This is a genomic window from Microbacterium sp. ZW T2_14 (genome assembly GCF_044987405.1).
In the GTDB taxonomy this organism is placed as follows: domain Bacteria; phylum Actinomycetota; class Actinomycetes; order Actinomycetales; family Microbacteriaceae; genus Microbacterium.
In genome coordinates this window covers 1-22746 of record NZ_JBJDRK010000014.1, presented here as the reverse complement: position 1 = coordinate 22746, position 22746 = coordinate 1, and the positions used below count along the sequence as shown (strand labels likewise).

At 71.2% G+C, this 22746-nt stretch carries 8 protein-coding genes and 1 pseudogene; all 9 read left to right on the top strand.

What is annotated here, in order from left to right; translation table 11 throughout:
- Positions 1-36: 36 nt before the first annotated feature.
- Complete coding sequence (locus ACI3KY_RS06935; RefSeq protein ID WP_404929450.1) at positions 37-2424, top strand: ATP-binding cassette domain-containing protein; 2388 nt, start codon at positions 37-39, stop codon at positions 2422-2424.
- Between the two features lie 243 nt (positions 2425-2667).
- The gene (locus ACI3KY_RS06930; protein ID WP_404929449.1) at positions 2668-8730 is read left to right on the top strand and encodes an Ig-like domain-containing protein; all 6063 of its coding nucleotides are present in this window, start codon (positions 2668-2670) and stop codon (positions 8728-8730) included.
- Between the two features lie 244 nt (positions 8731-8974).
- Entirely contained in the window at positions 8975-15043 is a 6069-nt protein-coding gene (locus tag ACI3KY_RS06925; protein ID WP_404929448.1) for an Ig-like domain-containing protein, read from the top strand.
- A 41-nt stretch (positions 15044-15084) separates the two neighbouring features.
- Positions 15085-16056 carry an AAA family ATPase gene (locus ACI3KY_RS06920; RefSeq protein ID WP_404929447.1) on the top strand — a complete coding sequence of 324 codons (972 nt, stop codon included), beginning with the start codon at positions 15085-15087 and terminating at the stop codon, positions 16054-16056.
- Positions 16056-17315 carry a DUF58 domain-containing protein gene (locus tag ACI3KY_RS06915; protein WP_404929446.1) on the top strand — a complete coding sequence of 420 codons (1260 nt, stop codon included), beginning with the start codon at positions 16056-16058 and terminating at the stop codon, positions 17313-17315. Before ACI3KY_RS06920 ends, ACI3KY_RS06915 begins: the two co-directional genes overlap by 1 nt.
- Positions 17312-19876 (top strand): transglutaminase family protein, encoded by a 2565-nt coding sequence (locus tag ACI3KY_RS06910; RefSeq protein WP_404929445.1) that lies wholly within the window; start codon positions 17312-17314, stop codon positions 19874-19876. Before ACI3KY_RS06915 ends, ACI3KY_RS06910 begins: the two co-directional genes overlap by 4 nt.
- Positions 19873-21288 carry an RDD family protein gene (locus tag ACI3KY_RS06905; RefSeq protein ID WP_404929444.1) on the top strand — a complete coding sequence of 472 codons (1416 nt, stop codon included), beginning with the start codon at positions 19873-19875 and terminating at the stop codon, positions 21286-21288. Before ACI3KY_RS06910 ends, ACI3KY_RS06905 begins: the two co-directional genes overlap by 4 nt.
- The gene (locus ACI3KY_RS06900; RefSeq protein WP_404929443.1) at positions 21285-22142 is read left to right on the top strand and encodes a PP2C family protein-serine/threonine phosphatase; all 858 of its coding nucleotides are present in this window, start codon (positions 21285-21287) and stop codon (positions 22140-22142) included. Before ACI3KY_RS06905 ends, ACI3KY_RS06900 begins: the two co-directional genes overlap by 4 nt.
- A pseudogene (locus ACI3KY_RS06895) lies at positions 22142-22746 on the top strand (FHA domain-containing protein); the annotation flags it as partial. The gene ACI3KY_RS06900 and the pseudogene ACI3KY_RS06895, both read left to right, overlap by 1 nt.

The following is a 22746-nucleotide window of genomic DNA, read 5'->3' as shown; positions in this document are numbered from 1 at the left end:
AAGCGCGGTGTCCGCGTCGCCGGGCAGACTGTGGGCATGGCATCCGATCCCCGCCCCGCCGGCACGCACATCGCCGATTCGCACGAGGTCATCCGCGTCGTCGGTGCCCGCGAGAACAACCTCAAGAACGTGTCTGTCGAGATCCCGAAGCGTCGGCTCACCGTCTTCACGGGGGTGAGCGGTTCGGGGAAGTCGTCGCTGGTGTTCGGCACCATCGCGAACGAGTCGCAGCGCCTCATCAACGAGACGTACCCGACGTTCGTGCAGCAGTTCATGGGGCAGCTCAGTCGCCCCGATGTCGACGCGCTCGAGAACGTCAGCCCCGCGATCATCGTCGATCAGGAGCGCATGGGCTCGAACGCCCGCTCGACCGTCGGCACGGCGACCGACGCGCACGCCATGCTGCGGCTGCTGTTCAGCCGTCTCGGCCAGCCGCACGTCGGGTCTCCGCAGGCGTTCTCCTTCAACATCCCGTCCGTGTCGGGTGCCGGCGCCGTGACGATGGAGAAGGGCGGCAAGAAGGTCAAGGAGCGCCGCTCGTTCGAGATCACCGGCGGCATGTGCCCGCGCTGCGAGGGTCTCGGCGAGACCAGCGACGTCGACCTCGACGAGCTGTACGACAAGACGAAGTCGCTGCAGGACGGCGCGATCAACGTCCCCGGCTACAACCCCGACGGCTGGATGGTGAAGGGCTTCACCGAGTCGGGCTTCGTCGACCCGGCCAAGCCGATCCAGGACTACACCGCGCAGGAGCGCGAGGACTTCCTCTACAAGGAGCCCACCAAGGTCAAGATCAACGGCATCAACATGACCTACGAGGGCCTCGTGCCGAAGATCACCAAGTCCATGCTCCAGAAGGACCGCGACTCGCTGCAGCCCCACGTGCGCGCGTTCGTCGACCGGGCCGTGAAGTTCATGCCCTGCCCGGAGTGCGGGGGCTCGCGGCTGAACGACGGGGCGCGGTCGTCGAAGATCCTGGGGCTCAGCATCGCGGATGCCGCGGCCATGCAGATCACGGATCTGGCGGCGTGGCTCGACACGGTGGACGACCCGTCCGTCGCGCCGCTCATGGCGGGCCTCCGCCAGACGATCGCGTCGTTCATCGACATCGGCCTCGGCTACCTGTCGCTGGACCGATCGTCGGGCACCCTTTCGGGCGGTGAGGCGCAGCGCACCAAGATGATCCGCCACCTCGGCTCGCCGCTGACCGACATCAGCTACGTCTTCGATGAGCCGACGGCGGGACTGCATCCGCACGACATCGAGCGCATGAACCGGCTGCTGAAGCTGCTGCGCGACAAGGGCAACACCGTGCTCGTGGTCGAGCACAAGCCCGAGGTGATCGAGATCGCCGACCACATCGTCGACCTCGGCCCGGGTGCCGGCCGCGCGGGCGGCGAGGTGCAGTACGAGGGGGATGTCGCGGGGCTGCGCGCGTCGGGCACCATCACCGGCCGTCACCTCGACGATCGGGCGCGGCTGAAACCGTCGACCCGCGCGGCGAAGGGCGCGCTCGAGATCCGCGGGGCCACCCAGCACAACCTCAAGAGCGTCGACGTGGACGTGCCGCTCGGCATCCTGACCGTCGTGACCGGCGTCGCGGGCTCCGGCAAGTCGTCGCTGATCCACGGCAACGTGCCGGCCTTCGACGACGTCGTCGTGGTCGATCAGTCGCCGATCAAGGGCAACCGGCGCTCCAGTCCGGCCACGTACACCGGCATCCTCGACACCGTCCGATCGGCGTTCGCCAAGGCCAACGGCGTGAAGCCGGCGCTGTTCAGCGCCAACTCCGAGGGCGCCTGCCCCGCGTGCCGCGGGCTCGGCGTGATCATTACCAACCTCGGCTTCACGCAGACCGTCGAGACGCTGTGCGAGCTGTGCGAGGGGTCGGGCTTCAGCGACGAGGTGCTGGAGTACACGCTCGACGGCAAGAACATCGCCGAGGTGCTCGCGATGTCGGCCTCCGACGCGGCGGCGTTCTTCGCCAAGGGGCCCGCGCACACGATCCTGGTGCGCATGATCGACGTCGGCCTCGGCTATCTCACCCTCGGGCAGGCGCTCAACACGCTGTCGGGCGGTGAGCGCCAGCGCCTCAAGCTGGCGATCTCGATGTCGAAGAAGGGGGCGATCTACGTGCTCGACGAGCCGACCACGGGCCTGCACCTCGCCGACGTCGAGAACATGCTCGGGATGCTGGATCGCCTGGTCGAAGCCGGCAACAGCGTGATCGTGATCGAGCACCATCAGGCCGTCATGGCCCATGCCGACTGGATCATCGACATCGGTCCGGGCGCCGGCCACGACGGCGGGGCGATCGTGTTCGAGGGGACTCCGGCCGACCTCGTCGCGAGCGCCGAGACGCTCACCGCCCAGCACCTGCGCGAGTACGTCGGCGCGTCAGCGGGGGCAGCGACCCGGTCGTGACGGCGCGCCCGCGGCGCGAGGCGCGGGCTCGTCGAGGTGGTTCGAGAGCGCGATGGGTGTTTGTCCCCATCGGCGGTTCTCGCCTGGCCGGGTACGATTTTCGTGATGGCACTTCCCGTCCCATAGCAGGCCGTGCGCCGGGTTAGGCTGGACCGTTCCCCCATGTCTTTGTGAGCGCCCGACGCCCCACGTCAGGTCCCGACGCCACGTAGAGACGCACGAGACCCCGGAGGCCGAGGTTCGATGAAGTCTTTCACCTGGCTTCGGGCGCGCCCCCGCGCCCTCGCTTCCGCCGGCGCCGTCACCGCGGCTGCGGTCACGATCACCACTCTCGCGTTCGTCTATCAGGGCGTGCCCACCACCGAGGTCGACCTCCACGACGGCGGCGTCTGGGTCACCAAGCGGTCGAGCCTCCTCGTCGGTCACTTCAACCACGAGTCGCAGGTGCTCGACGGCGGCCTGCGCACCACCAGTGACGACTACGACATCCTCCAGTCCGGCTCGACCGTGCTGCTCGTCGACCAGGCCGGTTCCGCGCTCAGCGTGATCGACCCCGGCATGGTCGCGATGTCGGGCGCCGCGGGCATGCCCGGCGACGCCGACGTGGCGCTCGGCGGCGACACCGTCGCGATCCTCGATCGCGCGTCCGGCGATCTGTGGGTCGTCCCCAGCCAGAGCGTCGGCTCCTTCCAGATCGAGGGCACCGACCCGATCGTGAACCTCGGCGAGGGAGCGGATGCCGCGGTCGGCGTGGACGGCGTCGTCTACGCCGTCGCACCCGAGACCGGCGAGCTGGTGACGATCCGCACCGGCTCCGACGGTGCCCCCGAGGACCCGGTGCGCAGCGGTCTGCCGGACGTCGACGACAAGGCTGAGCTCTCCGTCACCGCGGTGGGCGACAAGCCGGTCGTGCTCGACAGCTCCACCGGCACCGTCATCGTCGACGGCCGCGCGACGATCGTCGACGGGGGACGCAACGCCGTCCTCCAGCAGGTCTCCGCGGCGGCGGACGCGGTGTCGCTCTCCACGGAGTCGGCGTTCGTGCGCGTGCCGTTCGACGGGTCGAAGCCCACGACGGTGAAGGCCGGATCCGAGGGCGCGCCCGCGGAGCCGGTCTGGCTCGACGGCTGCGGCTACGCCGCGTGGACCGGCTCGGGCCGGTTCGTGCGCGACTGCGCCGGCGACGGCGACGATCTCGCCGTCGACATCGAGGGCATCGAGCCCACGTCGCTGCTGAAGTTCCGCGTCAACCGCGACGTCGTGGTGCTCAACGACATCGTCGGCGGAGCCACGTGGATGGCGGCGGAGGACCTGCAGCGCGTCGACAACTGGGACGAGATCACGCCGCCCGAGGGCGAGACCGAGGACGACGAGCAGACCACCGAGGAGACCACCGAGACGGTGCTCCCGGAACGGTCCGACATCAACACGCCGCCCGACGCGAACGACGACGACCTCGGCGTGCGCCCGGGCCGCACCACGATCCTTCCCCTGCTCGACAACGACAGCGATCCCGACGGCGACGTGCTCACGATGCGCGTGCTCGACGGCGGTCCGTCGGTCGGAGAGGTGCAGTCGATCGACAACGGCCGCGCGTTGCAGATCGCGGTTCCCGAAGACGCGCAGGGCACGACATCCTTCACCTACGAGGTCGCCGACGGCCGTGGCGGGACCGACACCGCGAGGGTGTCGCTGGCCGTGCACGGCTGGGACATGAATGCCCCGCCGACGCAGAAACGCGTCACGACGGTGGCGGTCGAGGCCGGCGGCACGATCACCTACAACGTCCTGCCGGACTGGATCGACCCGGACGGCGACGACGTGTTCCTGAGCTCCGTCGTGCCCGCCGAGGGCGACGAGGCGGACTTCACGTCGGACGGCCGCATCACGTACCGCGCCGTCGGCGGGACGCAGGGCCGGAAGGACGTCGAGATCACCGTCTCGGACGGCTCCGACGTGACAGTCGGCGCCGTGCGGTTCGACGTGCGGCCCGTGGGCTCGATCGATCCGGTGACGAACGCGGACTACGTCGCCGTGCGAACGGGCCAGACCGCGACCGTGTCGCCGCTGGCCAATGACGTCGGCGCCGGGCGCGAGCCGCTGCGCCTGGCACGCGTCGATCCGGTGACGGGCGCCGACATCGTGCCCGACTACTCCAGCAAGACCTTCTCCTTCCGCTCGGCGACGCCCGGCACGTACTACGTCCAGTACCTGGTCGCCGCGGGTGCTGCGGGCATCCCGGGCATCGTGCGGGTCGACGTCATCCCCGAGGGCGAGACCGATCTGCCGCCCGTCGCGGTGCGCGACGTGGCGCTCCTGCCCAGTGGCGGCGAGGTGCTCGTCAACGTGCTGACGAACGACTCCGACCCGTCCGGCGGCATCCTCGTCGTCCAGTCCGTCACCGTCGAGCCGAACTCCGGCATCGCGGTGGCGGTGCTCAACCACGAGACGCTGCGCATCAGCGACCAGGCCGCGCTCTCCGAGCAGGTGCGCATCTCGTACCGCATCTCGAACGGCTCGCAGTCGGCCGAGGGCGACGTCATCGTCATCCCCATCCCGGCGCCCGCCCAGCTGCGGCCACCCGTCGCCAACGACGACCAGGTCGTGGTGCGCGCCGGCGACGTCGTGACGATCCCGGTGCTCGACAACGACTACCACCCCAACGGCGACACCATCCACGTCGCGCCCGACCTCGTGCCGCCGCTCACCGATCCCGAGGACGGCGAGGTCTTCGTCTCGCAGGACACCGTGCGCTTCCGCGCGTCCGAGAAGACCGGCACCGTCTACGCGACCTACGAGGCGGTCGACAGCACCGGGCAGAAGGATGCCGGCTACATCACCATCCAGGTGATCCCCGTCAACGCCGACACCAACGCGGCGCCGCGGCCGCGCGACCTCACCGCCCGTGTGCTCGCCGGCAGCCGGGTGAACATCGCGGTGCCGTTGGACGGCATCGACGACGACGGGGACTCCGTCGAGCTCGTCGGGCTCGCGTCGTCGCCCGGCAAGGGCCGCATCGTCGAGACGGGGTCGGACCACCTCGTCTACCAGGCGTTCGACGACACCGCGGGCGTCGACACCTTCACGTACCGCGTGCGCGACCGGCTCGGCGCCGAGTCCACGGCCACGATCCGCATCGGCATCGCGCCGCCGGAGGGCGTGAACCAGGCGCCCTACGCGGTCAAGGACTCCGTCATCATGCGCCCGGACCGCTCGGTCGCGGTGCCGGTGCTCGCGAACGACTCCGACCCCGACGGGGACGAGTTCGGCATCGTCAAGAACGGGCTCATCCTGCCCGACGTCCCGGGGCTCACGGCGAAGGTGCAGGGCAACCGCGTCGTCGTCACGTCGCCGTCCGAGGCCGTCGAGACGTCGCTGCGCTACACCATCCGGGACGCCCGCGGCGCCGAGGCGAAGGCCGTGCTGCAGATCACCGTCGCCGACGACGTGCCGCTGCAGAAGCCGATCGCGCGGGACGACTACGTCCGCGCCGCCGACGTCGAGGAGGGCGTCGTCGATCTCGAGGTGCTCGCCAACGACGAGGATCCCGACGGCACCGTCGAAGACCTCGACCTGACCGTGGCGGACGCGAAGTCTCGTGTGCTGGCCGACGGCACGGTGCGGATCACGCTCGACGACACCGACCGGCTCGCGACCTACACGGTCGTCGACCGCGACGGGAACGAGGCATCCGCGTTCATCCACATCCCCTCGCTGTCGTCGCTGCCGCCCACGCTGCTGTCGACCGAGCCGGTCGAGGTCAAGAGCGGCGAGACCGTCGAGCTGCCGCTCGCCGACTACGTCCGCGCGGCCGGCGGCGGCAAGGTGGTCATCACCGAGGCGGCCAAGGTCACGGCGGCGCACAACGACGGCTCCTCCCTCATCAAGGACCAGACGACCCTGGTGTACACCTCGGCGGGCGGCTACTTCGGCCCCGACGCGATCACCTTCGAGGTGACCGACGGCACCGGCCCCGACGACCCCGAGGGTCGCAAGGCCACACTGTCGCTGCCCATCACGGTGCTGCCGCCCGAGAACCAGCAGCCGGCGTTCGTCAACGGGCAGATGGATGTCGCGCCCGGCGAGGACCCCGCGGCGCTCGACCTCGCCGGCCTCACCACCGATCCCGATCCGGAGGACGCCGACCGCATCGCGTACACGATCGTCGGCGGAGCACCCGACGGCATGACGGCGTCCGTCGAGGGCGACCAGCTGCGCGTGAGCGCGGCGGCCGACACGAAGAAGGGCACCGCCGCGACGATCCGCCTGCGCATCGAGGACGGCACGACCGAGCCCGTCGAGGGCGCCGTCACGGTGCGGGTGATCGCGTCCACGCGCGACCTGCCGATGGCGAACGACGACATCGTGCCGGAGGCCCACCAGGGCAAGACTGTCACGGTGCCGGTGCTCGGCAACGACGTGAACCCGTTCCCCGACAAGCCGCTGAAGGTCACTTCCACGATCCTCGAGACCGGCCAGGGCGACGCCGAGGTGGCGGGCGACCAGGTCACGGTCACGCCCGACGTGAAGTTCTTCGGAACGATGGTCGTGCGCTACCGCGTGCAGGACGCCACCGGCGATCCCGACCGAGAGGTCGAGGGCCGCATCCGGCTGACGGTGCAGGGCAAGCCCGATGCGCCGGGCACGCCGATCGTCTCGAGCGTGCAGGATCGCACCGTGGTGCTGTCGTGGACGCCGCCGGCCAACAACGGCGCCGAGATCGAGCGCTATCTCGTGACCTCCGTCGCAGGGGATTACGAGAAGGAGTGCCTCGCGACCACGTGCACGCTCGACGGCCTGACGAACAACGTGAAGTACAACTTCACGGTGGTCGCCGAGAACCGCGTCGGCCCGTCCGACCCGTCGGCGCCCTCGGAGGAGGCGCGTCCCGACGCGCGGCCCGACACCCCCGCCGCGCCGACGCTGTCCTTCGGCGACAAGAGCCTGAACGTGGCGTGGGTCACCCCCTCCACCCCCGGCTCTCCGGTCCAGCACTACACGCTGGACATCTCGCCGGCGCCGCCGTCGGGCATCTCGCAGAAGACCGAGGTCGTCGGCAACTCGATCGTGTGGGACGGGCTTCAGAACGGCGTCGCGTACCAGGTGCGCGTCCAGGCCCACAATCTCGCGCCCGACCCGTCGAGCCCCAGCCCGTGGTCGGTGACCGAGATCCCCGCGAAGGCGCCGGATGCTCCGGGCGCCCCCACGACCGCGCGGCTCGAGCCGGTCGGGGCACAGGCGCAGCTCCGCGTCTCGTGGAACAAGCCGGCCGACAACGGCGACGCGATCGATGGCTACCAGCTCGACGTGATGCAGGGTGGGAGCGTCGTCAACTCGATCCCCGTGTCGGCCGCGGAGACGAGCCAGGCGGTCGTCGTCAACACCTCCACGACGGACTACACGTTCCGGGTGAGGGCGCAGAACAAGGCCGGCTGGGGTGCGTTCAGCGCGAACTCCGCCCCGCAGCGCGGCTTCACGCCGCCGGGAGCGCCGCCGAACGTCTCGGCGTCGACGCCCGAGGGCAACAGCGCGATCCTCGTGGCGTACGGTGCGGCCGCCGGCAACGGTGCGAGCGCCGGCGAGCTGAGCTACCAGTACTCGCTCAACGGCGGGAACTGGGCGGGGATGCCGGGCAACCACATCATCGGCGGGCTGTCGAACGGCACGACGTACACCGTGCGTGTGCGGGCCGTCGCCACCGTCGGGGGCGTGCAGGAGCCGGGCGCCGCGTCGGCGCCGTCGAACTCCGTCATCCCGTACGGCCCGGTGCGCAACCCGAGCGTCTCGGCGACGGCCAGCGGCCGGAGCATCACCTACCAGTGGAGCCCGCCCAGCACGAACGGCCGCGCCATCACCCAGATGCAGATCCGCATCGACGGCGGCGGCTGGCAGAACGTCGCGAACAACGGCTCGACGTCGGCCACCTACGGGTACGCCGAGACACACCGGATCGAGGCGCGCGCGCAGGATGCCGCCGGCCAGTGGAGCGGCGTCGTCGCCGACTCCGCGCGGACGGTGGACCCGCCGCAGCCGCGCGCGTGGACGAGCCGAGGCTCCAGCGCGCAGGGTATGGACGGCTGCGACTCGGCAGCGTGCTCGTACTTCGTCTTCAACGTCGAGAACTGGACGCCGGGCACCTACACGCTCAGCTGCAATGACGGCGAGGGGCGTTGGAGTAGCAACCAGTACCAGGTGGGTGCGAACGACAGCGTGCGGCTGAGCTGCTACTCGGGCTATCCGGGCTCCAAGTGGGTCAGCTACAGCGGACCCGGCGGCTCGGGGGATGCCGAAGCCACGACCTGGTAGCGGTCATACGCGTACACTGCCGCGCGGAATTCCGAAGGGCCGATCGATGGGTGTTTGTCCCCATCGATCGGCTCTGATCAGGCGGATTATCATCGTCGTAGTTGACACTTCCCGTCCAATCGCGTTCCGTCTGTCGGGTTAGGCTGGACTGTTCCCTTGATGTCTTCGGTGAGCGCCGGACGCCCCACGTCCGGTCTCGGCGCCACGTAGAGACGCACGACACCCCGGAGGAGGCCGAGGTTCGATGAGGTCTTCCGCATGGCTGCGCGCTCGTCCGCGCGCGCTCGCATCCGCGGGTGCGGTGACGGCCGCGGCCGTCACCCTGACGACGCTCGCGTTCGTCTATCAGGGTGTCCCCACCACCGAGGTCGACCTCCACGACGGCGGCGTGTGGGTGACGAAGCAGTCGAGTCTCATGGTCGGGCACTTCAACCACGAGTCGCAGGTGCTCGACGGAGGGCTCCGCACGACCAGCGACGACTACGACATCCTTCAGTCGGGCAGCACGGTCCTCCTCGTCGACAACGCCGGCTCCGCGGTCAGCGTGATCGACCCGGGGATGGTCGCGTTGTCGGGGGCTGCGAGCCTGCCCGGCGACGCGAAGGTGGTGCTGGGCGGCACGACGGCCGCCATCCTCGACCGCGCGTCGGGCGATCTGTGGATGCTGCCCGCCGAAGGCATCGGATCGTTCCAGATCGAGGGCGCCGATCCGACGACGAATCTCGGCGAGGGGGCGGATGTCGCCGTCGGCGTCGACGGCATCGTGCACGGCGCGTCGGCCGAGACCGCGGAACTGGTCACCATCCGGATGGGCGCCGACGACGCTCCCGAAAAGCCGGAACGTGCGCCGCTGCCCGGCGTCGACGAGAAGTCGACGCTGTCGATCACCTCGGTCGGCGACAAGCCGGTCGTGCTCGACAGCTCCACCGGCACGGTCATCGCGGACGGTCGGGAGACCGAGCTCGACGGCGGGCGCGATGCCGTGCTGCAGCAGCCCTCCGCCGCCGCGGACGCCGTCTCGGTGTCGACGGCGTCCGCCCTGGTGCGCGTGCCCTTCGACGGCTCCGAGCCCACGACGGTGAAGGCCGGCGGCGAGGGCGCGCCGGCGTATCCGGTGTGGCTCGACGGCTGCGCCTACGCGGCCTGGAGCGGCTCCGGCCGCTTCGTGAGGGACTGTGCGGGTGACGCCGGCGATCTGGATGCCGACATCGACGGCGTCGAGCCCACGTCGCTGCTGCAATTCCGCGTGAACCGCGACGTCGTGGTGCTCAACGACATCGTCGGCGGCGCCACGTGGATGGCCGCGGAGGATCTGCAGCGCGTCGACAACTGGGATGAGCTGACCCCGCCCGAGGGGGAGACCGAGGACGACGAGCAGACTACCGAGGAGACCACCGAGACGGTCCTCCCGGAGCGCTCCGAGATCAACACGCCGCCCGATGCCAACGACGACGACCTCGGTGTCCGTCCCGGCCGCACCACGATCCTTCCGCTGCTCGACAACGACAGCGATCCAGACGGCGATGTGCTCACGACGCGGGTCCTCGACGGGGGCCCGTCGATCGGCCAGGTGCAGTCGATCGACAACGGCCGCGCGCTGCAGATCGCGGTCCCCGAGGACGCTTCGGGGTCGGCATCCTTCAGCTATGAGGTCTCCGACGGCCGCGGTGGCACCGACACCGCGAGGGTGTCGCTGGCCGTGCACGGCTGGGACGTCAACGCGCCGCCGACCCAGAAACGCGTGACGACCGTCGCCATCGAAGCGGGCGGCACCATCACCTACAACGTGCTGCCCGACTGGATCGACCCCGACGGCGACGACGTCTTCCTCGGTGCAGTGACGCCCGCGGAGGGCGACGAGGCCGACTACACGTCGGACGGCCGCATCACCTATCGCGCCGTCGGCGGGACGCAGGGCCGGAAGGATGTCGAGATCTCGGTCTCCGATGGCACCGATGTCACGGTCGGCACGATCCGCTTCGACGTTCGTCCGGTCGGCTCCATCGATCCGGTGACCAACGCCGACTACATCGCCGTCCGCACCGGGCAGACGGCGACCGTCTCGCCCCTCGTCAACGATGTGGGCGCCGGTCGCGAACCGCTGCGCCTCGCCCGCGTCGATCCCGTCCCGGGCGCCGACATCGTGCCCGACTACGCGAACAAGACCTTCACCTTCCGCTCTGCGACCCCCGGCACGTACTACGTGCAGTACATGGTGGCGGCCGGCGCCGCGGGCGTGCCCGGGATCGTGCGGGTCGATGTGATCCCCGAAGGCGAGACCGATCTGCCGCCGGTGGCGGTGCGCGACGTGGCGCTCCTGCCGAGCGGCGGGGAAGTGCTCGTCAACGTGCTGACGAACGACTCCGACCCGTCCGGCGGCATCCTGGTGGTGCAGTCCGTGACGGTCGAGCCGAACTCGGGCATCGCGGTGGCGGTGCTCAACCACGAGACGCTGCGCATCAGCGATCAGGCCGCCCTTTCGGAGCAGGTGCGCATCACGTACCGCATCTCCAACGGCTCGCAGTCCGCCGAGGGCGATGTCATCGTCATCCCCATCCCCGCCCCCGCGCAGCTGCGCCCGCCGGTCGCCAACGACGACCAGGTCGTGGTGCGCGCCGGTGACGTCGTGACGATCCCGGTGCTCGACAACGACTACCACCCGAACGGCGACGCCATCCACGTCGCACCCGACCTCGTGCCCCCGCTGATCGAGCCCGAGGACGGCGAGGCCTTCGTCTCGCAGGACACCGTGCGCTTCCGGGCATCGGACGAGCCGGGCACCGTCTACGCCACCTACGAGGTCGTCGACAGCACCGGGCAGAAGGACGCCGGCTACATCACCATCCAGGTGATCCCCGTCAACGACGAGACGAACGCCGCTCCCCGCCCGCGCGACCTCACGGCGCGCGTGCTCGGCGGGACCCGGGTGCGCATCGCTGTGCCGCTGGACGGCATCGACGCGGACGGCGACTCGGTCGAGCTGGTCGGCTTGGCCTCGTCGCCGAGCAAGGGCCGCATCACCGAGACCGGCTCCGACTACCTCATCTACGAGGCGTTCGACGACACCGCGGGCGTCGACACCTTCACCTATCGCGTGCGCGACCGCCTCGGCGCGGAGGCCACGGCGACGATCCGCGTCGGGATCGCCCCCGCCGAGGGCGTCAACCAGGCGCCGTATGCGGTCAAGGACTCGGTCATCATGCGGCCGGACCGCTCGGTCGCCGTGCCCGTGCTCGCCAACGACTCCGACCCCGACGGCGACGAGTTCGGCATCGTCAAGAACGGGCTCATCCTGCCCGACGTCGCAGGCCTCGAGGCGAAGGTCGAAGGCAACCGCGTCGTCGTGACCTCGCCCTCGGAGCCGGTGGAGACGTCGCTGCAGTACACGATCCGCGATGCCCGCGGCGCCGAGGCGAAGGCCGTGCTGCAGATCACCGTCGCCGACGACGTCCCGCTCCAGCGTCCCATCGCGCGCGACGACTACGTGCGTGCGGCCGATGTGGAGGACGGGGTCGTCGATCTCGAGGTGCTGGCCAACGACGAGGATCCCGACGGCACCGTCGAAGACCTCGACCTGAAGGTCGCCGATGCGGATTCGCGGGCGCTGGCCAACGGCAAGGTGCGGATCACACTGGGCGACGCCGACCGCCTCGCGACCTACACGATCACCGACCGCGACGGCAACGCGGCATCCGCCTTCATCCACATCCCCGCTCTCTCGTCGCTGCCGCCGACGCTTGTATCGACCGAGCCCATCGAAGTCGAGAGCGGCGAGACCGTCGAACTGCCGCTCTCGGAGCATGTGCGGTCCGCTGACGGCGGCAAGGTGGTCATCACGGAGGCAGCGAAGGTCACCGCTGCACACAACGACGGGTCCTCGCTCATCAAGGACCAGACCACGCTCGTCTACACGTCGGCCCCTGGGTTCTTCGGGCCCGACGCCATCGCGTTCGAGGTCACCGACGGCACCGGCCCCGATGATCCGCAGGGGCGCAAGGCGACCCTGACCCTGCCGATCACCGTGCTGCCGCCCGAGAACCAGCAGCCGACGTTCGTCAACGGGCAGATGGATGTCGCACCCGGCGAGGACGCCACGTCGCTCGACCTCGGCGGGCTGACCACCGACCCCGACCCCGAGGACGCGGACCGCCTGGAGTTCGACATCGTTGGAGGGTCGCCGGACGGGATGACGGCGTCGATCGAAGACGACGAGCTGCGCGTCAGCGCCGCCGCGGAGACCAAGAAGGGCACCGCCGCGACGCTCCGTCTGCGTATCACCGACGGGACCACCGAGCCGATCGAGGGCACCGTGACGATCCGCGTGATCGCATCGACACGCGAACTGCCCACGGCCAACGACGACGTGATCGACGAGGCCCATCAGGGCAAGACCATCACGGTCCCCGTGCTGAGCAACGACGTGAACCCGTTCCCCGACAAGCCGCTGAAGGTGACCACCGCAGTCCTCGAGACCGGTCAGGGCGACGTCGACGTGGCGGGAGACCAGGTGCGGGTCACGCCCGACGCGAAGTTCTTCGGCACGATGGTCGTGCGCTACCGCGTCCAGGACGCCACCGGTGACCCCGACCGGGAGGTCGAGGGCCGCATCCGGCTCACCGTGCAGGGCAAGCCCGACGCCCCCGGCACGCCGACCGTCTCGAGCGTGCAGGACCGCACCGTCGTGCTGTCGTGGACTCCGCCGGCGAACAACGGCGCCGAGATCGAGCGGTACCTCGTCTCGTCCACCGCGGGCAACTACACGAAGGAGTGCCTGGCGACCACGTGCACGCTCGACGGACTGACGAACAACGTCGAATACAACTTCACGGTGGTGGCCGAGAACCGCGTGGGCCCGTCCGACCCGTCGGCGCCCTCCGAGACCGCGCGCCCCGACGCGCGTCCGGACACACCGGCCGCACCGTCGCTCGTCTTCGGCGACCGCAGCCTCTCCGTATCATGGGTGACTCCGACCACGCCGGGCTCGCCGGTCGAGAAGTACAACCTCGAGATCTCGCCCGCGCCCCCGTCGGGCATCAGCCAGAAGACCGATGTCACGGGCAACTCGATGGTGTGGGACGGGCTGCAGAACGGCGTCGCCTACCAGGTGCGGGTGCAGGCACTCAACCGCGCGCCGGAGCCGTCGAGCTGGAGCCCGTGGTCGGTGAGTGAGATCCCGGCCAGAGCGCCCGACGCGCCGGCCGCACCCACGACCGCGCGCCTGCAACCCGTGGGATCGCAGGCCCAGATGCAGGTGGCCTGGAAGGCTCCCGCCGACAACGGCGATGCCGTCTCGGGCTACCAGCTCGACGTCCTCCGTGGGTCGTCGCTGGTCAACTCCATCCCCGTCGCAGCGGGGCAGACGAGCCAGGCCGTCGTCGTGGACACGTCGACCACGGACTACACGTTCCGGGTGCGCGCGCAGAACAAGGCCGGATGGGGTCAGTTCAGCGCGACCTCGGCACCCCAGCGCGCGTTCACGCCGCCCGGGGCTCCGACGAACGTGACCGCGCGAGAGGGCGACCGCTCGCTCACCGTCACCTTCCAGCCCGGAGCATCCAACGGGGCGAACTCCAACGAACTGAGCTACCAGGCATCCGTCAACAACGGCGGCTGGCAGGCTCTGGCCGGCAACGGCGTCATCGGGGGACTGACGAACGGGACGAACTACACCGTGCGGGTGCGGGCCGTCGCCACCGTCAACGGCGTGAGCGAGCCGGGCGCCGAGTCGGCCCCCTCCAACACCGTGAAGCCCTATGGGCCCGTGCGCAACCCGAACGTGAGCGCGACAGCGAGCGGTACGAGCATCACCTTCAGCTGGAGTCCGCCGGCCGAGAACGGTCGCGCCATCACGGCGATGCAGATCCGCATCGACGGCGGCGGGTGGCAGGACGTGGCACTGAACAACTCGCGCACCAACAACTACGGCTACAGCGAACGCCACACCATCGAGGCGCGCGCTCAGGATGCCGCCGGCCAGTGGAGCGGCATCGCCTCGGACAACGCCACCACGGTGGCTCCGCCTCAGCCGAAGGTGTGGGTCACGAAGGGGAGCTCCGCGCAGGGGCAGCCCAATTGCAGCACCGCGCAGTGCGCGTACTTCCTGGTACACACCGAGAACTTCCCCGCGGGCGACTACGCCGTCTCGTGCAACGCCACGGGGCCCTACGGCGGCACGCCGTTCGCCGGCGGCTCGACGAGGCACCTGCCCGCCAACGGAACGGTGCAGCTGGGTTGCTACTTCGGCGACGACGGCGAGCAGGTGTGGGTCTCGATCGGCGGCTATGGCGACAGCGAGCGGCGAACCTGGCAGTAGCGAGAGCTGCGAAGACGACTCATGAAAAGGAACGAATCACGATGACGATGACCCCCGAACAGGCTGCCTGGTTCCAGGGCACCTTCGCCCGCCTGGTCGACAACGTCGACCAGGCCCTCATGGGAAAGCGCGAGGTCGTGGCGCTGGTGCTGTCGGCGATGCTCGCCGAAGGCCACGTGCTCCTCGAGGATGCCCCCGGCACCGGGAAGACGAGCCTCGCCAAGGCGCTCGCCGCGACCGTGCAGGGCACCAGCAGCCGCATCCAGTTCACCCCCGACCTGCTGCCGTCCGACGTGACCGGCGTCACGATCTACGACCAGGCGCAGCACCGGTTCGAGTTCCACCGCGGCCCGGTGTTCGCCTCGATCGTGCTCGCGGACGAGATCAACCGCGCGTCGCCCAAGACGCAGTCGGCGCTGCTCGAGGTCATGGAGGAGTCGCGCATCACCGTCGACGGCGTGACGCACGACGTGGGCCGGCCCTTCCTCGTGATCGCGACGCAGAACCCGATCGAGCAGGCGGGCACGTACAAGCTGCCCGAGGCGCAGCTCGACCGCTTCCTGGTGAAGACCTCGATCGGCTACCCCGACCTGGCCGTGGCCGAGCGCATCCTCGCGGGCGCGGCGGACCGCAATCCGTCTGCGCACCTTCCCGCGATCATCACGACGGGTGCGGTCGCCGACATGGCCGACCTCGCCGGCACCGTGCACGTCGACCCCGCCGTGCTGCGCTACACCGCCCAGCTGTCCGAGGCCACCCGCAACGACTCGGCGACGCGCGTCGGCGTCTCGGTGCGCGGCTCGCTCGCGATGATCCGCATCGCGAAGGTCTACGCCGCCGCGCAGGGCCGCCACTTCGTGCTGCCCGACGACATCAAGGCGCTCGTCGCCCCGGTGTGGACCCACCGTCTCGTGCTCGACCCCGAGGCCGAGTTCGCCGGCACCTCGGCCGAGACAGTCATCGCGCGCGTCCTCGACTCGGTCGCCGCGCCGCAGGCGAGGTCGGCGGCCTGATGGCGACGGAGGCACTCGGGAAGGCGACGGCGGCGGAGGACCGCCGCGCCTGGTACGGCCAGCTCCTGCTGGCCGCGCTGCGGCGCGCCGGCGCATGGCTCGGCGGAGTGTTCGGGGTCGTGCGCCCCGTCGCCTGGGTGCTCATCGTCGGTGCCATCGCTCTCTGGATCGCCGGCCGCTCTCTCGGCTGGTGGGAGCTCACGGTCGCCGCGGTCTCGATCGCCGTCGTGCTCGTGCTGTGCCTGCTGTTCCTCATCGGGCGCACCGCGTACGAGGTGTCGCTCGACCTCAACCGGACCCGTGTCGTCGTGGGGGAGCGCGCCGTCGGCGCCCTGACCCTCGCCAACACCGGTCAGCGCGCCATCCTGCCGTCGCGGGTGCTGCTGCCCGTGGGCGCCGGGCGCGGCGTCTTCGATGTGAACCGGCTCGCGGCCGGCGAATCCGCCGAGGAGCTGTTCGCCATCCCCACCACGCGCCGCGCCGTCGTCAAGGTCGGCCCGGTCAGCGTGGTCCGCGGCGATCCGCTCGGCCTGTTCGAGCGCGTGCACCGACGCGACGAGCCGGTCGACCTGTTCGTGCATCCGCGCACCGTGCTCTTCGACGGCCAGTCGCTGGGGTTCCTCCGCGACCTCGAGGGACTCCCCGCCGCCGACCTGTCGCCCGACGACGTGTCGTTCCACGCCCTGCGCGAGTACCAGCCGGGCGATGACCTCCGCCACGTCCACTGGAAGTCGACGGCGCGCACCGGCCACATGATGGTGCGGCAGTACGAGGAGACGCGCCGCTCGCACTTCGTCATCGGCCTGTCGACGAGCCCCGCCGACTACCGCGACGACGAGGAGTTCGAGCTCGCGATCTCGGCCGCCGGCTCGCTCGGCCTGCGCGCCCTGCGCGACTCGCACCGCGTCGAGATCCGGGTGCAGGAGCGCGCGCTGCCGTCCGGCACGGGCAAGCAGTTCCTCGACTCGCTCGCCGCCCTCAGCCCGTCCAAGCCCCGCGCGGGAACCGTCGTCGAGCTCGCCGGCGTCGTCGCCGCGACGCTCCCCCTCGCGAGCGTCGTCGTGCTGGTGTGCGGCAGCAAGGTGGACGCCAACGATCTACGCACCGCCTGCAGCCGTCTGCCCTATGGGGCGCGCGTCCTCGCCGTGGTCGCGTCGCCGGGCGAGACGCCGTCGCTGCGTCGCATCGGCGAGGCGGATGTCGTGACGCTCGGCGCCCTCGACCAGCTGCCCAACGCCCTGCGGAAGGTGCTCGCATGACCGCCCCGGTCACCCCGCTGTCGCGCGCCGACGCCGCCTCGCCGGCCGGGGCGCGTTCGAGCGCGCCGACGTCCCGTCCCCGCGCGCCCCGCGCTGCCGGCGTGTCGCTTCCGGCCCGGCGCTGGATCCTCGACCTCCTCGCCGTGGCTCTGCTGCTGCTCGTTCCGATCGTCGGCTTCTGGCCCACCTTCGACGGCGCCCGCTACCTCGTGGCCGCGCTCGGCGGGCTGGTGCTCGGCATGGCCCTGGGCGTCGTGGGTGCGCTGCTGCGCTGGGGCATCCTCGCCCTCACCGGCACCACGGTGCTCGCGTACTTCCTGTTCGGCGGAGCCCTCGCCCTGCCCCACACCACCGTCGCCGGCGTCGTGCCGACGCTCGAGACCCTTCGACTGCTCGCACTCGGCACCATCATGTCGTGGAAGCAGCTGCTCACGACCATCGCACCGGTCGCCACCGACGACGGCCACCTCATCGTGCCGTTCCTCCTCACGCTGGTCGCGGCGGTGCTCGCGACGTCTCTCGCCCTGCGGCTGCGCAGCGCGGCGTGGGCGCTGATCCCGGCGGCCGCCTTCCTCGTCGTCGCGATCGCGCTGGGCACGTCCGACCCGTTCGTGCCGGTGATCCAGGGCATCGTGTTCGGCCTCGTCGCCGTCGTGTGGCTGGCGCTCCGGCAGGCGTGGCAGCCCCAGGCAGCCGCGATCTCGGTCGGGGAGGGCTCCGCGAGCTCGGGTGCCGGCGTCCGGAGGGTGCTGATGGGCGGTGCGGTCGTGGCGATCGCCGCCATCGTCGGCATCACGACCAGCGGGTTCGCGGCACCGACCTCGCCGCGCTACGTCCTCCGGGACGTGGTGATCCCGCCGTTCGACATCCGTGAGTTCGCCAGCCCTCTCCAGTCGTTCCGCGCCTACGTGCGCGACCACCCCGACGACGCGCTCTTCACGGTCAGCGGGCTGCCCGAGGGCGCCCGCGTGCGCCTGGCCACCATGGATGCCTACAACGGCACCGTCTACAACGTCTCGGACGACGGCAGCCGGTCGTCCAGCGCGTTCGCACCGGCCCGCACCAACATGTCCGCCGACGCCGAGGGCACCGAGACCTCCGTGCACGTCGAGATCGGCGCGCTGCAGGGCGTGTGGATGCCGGATGCCGGCGCTGTCCGCAGCGTGACGTACGACGGCGACCGCGCCGACGACCTGCGGCGCACCACGCACTACAACGAGGCGACCGACACCGGCGTGGTCACGATAGGGCTGAAGAAGGGCGACGAGTACGTCCTCGACGCCGTGATCCCCGATGTGCCGAGCGATGAGCAGCTCGCCGACCAGGCGTTCTCGCGACTGAAGATGCCGAAGCAGGAGGGCGTGCCCGAGAGCCTGGCCGACATCGCCTCGAAGACCGTCGCCGAAGCGACCACCCCGATCGAGCAGGTGCGTGCTCTGCAGCAGATGCTCTCGGAGGGCGGCTACTTCAGCCACGGTCTCGCCGGTCAGCCTCTCTCGCGCGCCGGTCACGGCGCCGAGCGCATCGCCACCCTGCTCGGCTCGCAGCAGATGGTCGGCGACGACGAGCAGTACGCCACCGCGATGGCCCTGCTCGCCTCGCAGGTCGGCATTCCGGCGCGCGTCGTGATGGGCTTCTATCCCGAAGAGGATGCCGCGGGCCAGCCCGTCTTCACCGCCACCGGCGACACGCTCCATGCCTGGGTTGAGGTCGCGTTCGACGGTGCCGGCTGGGTGCCGTTCGATCCGACGCCGCCCGACGATCAGGTGCCGAGCGACCAGACCACCAAGCCGAAGGCCGATCCGAAGCCGCAGGTGCTGCAGCCGCCGCCCCCGCCGGCGGAGCCGGTCGATCTGCCGCCGACCGTCGCCGACGATCGCGGCGCGGAGGACGAGGACGGCTTCGACGCCGCGCTGCTGTGGACGATCGTTTCGATCGGCGTCGGCGCGCTGGGGCTGATCGCCGTGCTCCTCGCCCCGTTCATCGTGATCGGCGCGCTGAAGGCGACGCGTCGCCGCAAGCGCCGCGAGGCCGACCGGGCTCCGGATCGCATCAGCGGCGGCTGGGACGAGCTCGTCGACCGTGCCTCCGACTTCGGCGCCCCGGTGCGTCCCGGGGCGACGCGTCAGGAGGACGCCGGCGTGCTGACGACCGCGTTCGCCGAGCCGCGCGTGGCGACCCTCGCGTCGCGTGCCGACCTCGAGGTGTTCGGCCCGACCGAGCCGACCCCCGACGACATCGACGCGTTCTGGACGCAGGTCGACGAGATCGTCGGCGGCATGGCCAAGGGGCGTACGGTGTGGCAGCGGCTCGGCGCACGCCTCAGCATCCGCACCCTGCTCGAAGACACCCGCTTCGCGCTGCCCGCGCGCACCCTCACCTCGGCCCGCACGTCCGGCAGGCCTGCGCGTGCCGACCAGGACGCGTCGGCCGACCCCGCGTCCACCGACCCGGCGTCCACCGATCCCGCAGGCAAGACGAGCCGCAAGCGCCCGTCGCGCCGCGGGAAGGCCGCCGGCGCGGCCGAGCCCTCCACCGACCCCGCACAGGAGAACGAATGACCGTGAGCCCGCCCGGCGCCGCCCCCGCGGCGACCATCGGACGCCGTGTCGGGGCGTTCGCGATCGACATCGGCGTCGTGTACGCCATCGGCGCCGTGCTGGTGGGCATCGTCGCCGGAATCATCTTCGGCGTCGGTGCCGGGTGGGAACGCGACGGCCTCGCGCTGATGATCCTCTTCAGCTACGTCGGAATCGGCCTGCTGCTGTTCGTGTGGTGGCTGGTGTACTCGGCGATGCAGGGCGGTCGCGGCTCGATCGGGCAGCGCCTTCTCGGGCTGCGCCTGCAGGATGCGGCGGCGTTCTCCGAGGCATCCGGAGCGGTGCCGATCGGCTTCGGGCGGGCGCTGTGGCGCAACATCGTGTTCGGCCTCGCCGGGTCGATCGTCGTCGGCTACTTCTCGCCGCTGTTCGACGCGAGCCCCCGGCGCCAGGGCTGGCACGACATGGCGTCCAAAGCGGTCGTCGTCGACATGCGCAAGGCACCGGCCGCTCCGCCCGCCGCGGCGCCTCCGGCCACGGCGAACCCCTATCTTCCGCCGCCGGCCGGGGCGGCGACGCTGCCGCCCGCACCACCGCTGCGGCCCGCCGCACCGGTGCCGTCCCCGGGCTTCATGCCGGCACCCGTGGGACCCGTGTCGTCGGCGCGCCCCGGGGCGCCCGTCACGCGTCCCGCTGCGCCGGTCGGGACCGGGGTGATCGACGGCGTGCCGTGGCTCACCCAGGACCCGCAGCCGTCGCCCGTGGTGCGCCCGCCGCAGTCGGACGACGCCTTTCCGAGTGTGACGATGCCGTTCCCCGCCGCGACGACCACGGAGCCGCTGGGTGCGGCGGCGCTGAGCGCTGCCGCGGGCGGCGCCGCGGTACGACCGACCGCGCCACCGGCGATGGCTCCGGCGACCGCGCCGGCCGCAGCGGCGGCCGCACCGTTCGCCACCGCACCGTTCAGCACCGCACCGTTCAGCACCGCAGCATTCAGCACCCCCGCGGACGCTGCTTCAGGCGCTCCCGTGGCCGAGCCCGACGAGGATCTCGACTCCACGCGCATGGTCGTGCCCCCGCCCGCCCAGCGCGCCGCACTGTACGAGGGTGCACCGGTCATCGCGGTCCTCACCTGGGACGACGGCGCGCGTATGGCCGTGTACGGCCGCACGCTGTACGGCCGCAACCCGGCGAGTGAAGAGGGCGCCGTCGCGATCGCCGTGCGCGATGAGACGCTGTCTCTCTCGAAGACCCACTTCGAGATCGGCGGGGATGTCACCGGTGCGTGGATCCTCGACCGGCACTCGACGAACGGCACGACGCTCGTGCGCGACGGCGTCCGCATCCCGCTCATTCCCGGCGTCCGCACGAATCTGCGCCCCGGCGACAGCCTCGAGTTCGGCGACCGCCGGGTGACGGTGGGCGCACTGTGATCACCGGACCCCTCGCGCCCATCACCGTCGCGTTCGGCGCCGCCACGGATGCGGGCCTGCGCCGCCGCATCAACGAGGACTCGTACGTCGCGGCGCCGCCGCTCTTCCTGGTGGCGGACGGCATGGGCGGCCACAACGCCGGCGAGATCGCCAGCGCGGCCGTGGTCGCGGAGTTCTCGACGCTCGCGGGGCGCGAGAGCCTCGCCATCGACGACGTGCAGGCGGCCGTCGCGTCCGCACGGCTGCGTGTCGCGGGCCTGCCGGCCGGCGCGGGCGCCGGAGCCGGCACCACGCTGACCGGCGTCGTGATCGCCGACGTGGACGGCGAGGGCTACTGGCTCGCCATCAATCTGGGCGACTCGCGCACCTACCGCCTCAGCGAGGGCAGCTTCGAGCAGGTGAGCGTGGACCACTCGGTGGTGCAGGAGCTCGTCGACAGCGGGCAGCTCGCCGCCGACGCCGCCCAGCGCGACTCGCGGCGCAACGTGATCACCCGGGCCATCGGCGCGGGAAGCGACGCGGAGCCCGACTACTGGCTCATCCCGGCCGAGGACCGCGACCGCATCCTGGTCTGCTCCGACGGGCTGTCGGGTGAGCTCGACCAGGAGGAGATCCACGCGATCCTCCTCGCCGAGGCCGACCCGCAGGCTGCCGCGACGCGGTTGGTGCACGAGGCCATGGTGCGCGGCGGCCGCGACAACATCACGGCGCTCGTCGTCGACGCGCTCGCGGTGCGCTCCAAGACCAGCCGTTCGTACGAACGCGATACGGTGCCGGTGAGTGCCCCCGCCGACTACACCGCCGACATCGACGGCGACACCCTGCCGCGCGCGGTGGCCACGGGAGGATTCTGATGTCCCCGCTGTACGCGCCGGGGAACACGCCGGTCGCCGTCACACCGCGCGGATTCGCGGTGCTCGAGGTCGGGGCATCCGCCGCGCTCCTCGCCCGGATCCGCGCGCTGCTCGCCGATGGACGCGGCCTCGGCGGCGTCATCGAGGCGCTCACCGGCGCCTACGGCGCATCGCTCACCGCCATCCCCGCTTTCGCGGTCGCCCTCGAAGAGGCTGACGGCGTCCGCGTGGCGGTGCGGGGGGACTTCGCCTTCGACGTCGACGCCACGACGCCGGAGCGCGTATCGGGCGCGGGCGTCACCACCTGGACCGAGCGGGTCATCCCGGGTGTCACGCGCGTGGCCCTCATCACCGCCGATGACGCGGCCTCGGCGCCCGCCGAGCTCGAGATCGTCGACGGCATCGTGCTGGTCGCGGGTCTCGTCTGGGACGCCGCCGCTGTCTCGGCCGCCTCGTCCGCGTCTGGGGATGCCGGGGTGCCGGCGCTTGAAGCGCCCCCCTCGGTGCGCCGCCGGCGTGACGATGCGCCGACCGGGCCGACCCCCGCATCCGCGACGACCCCCGCGTCCCCGCCGCACCCGGCATCCGCGCCGGACCCGGCGAT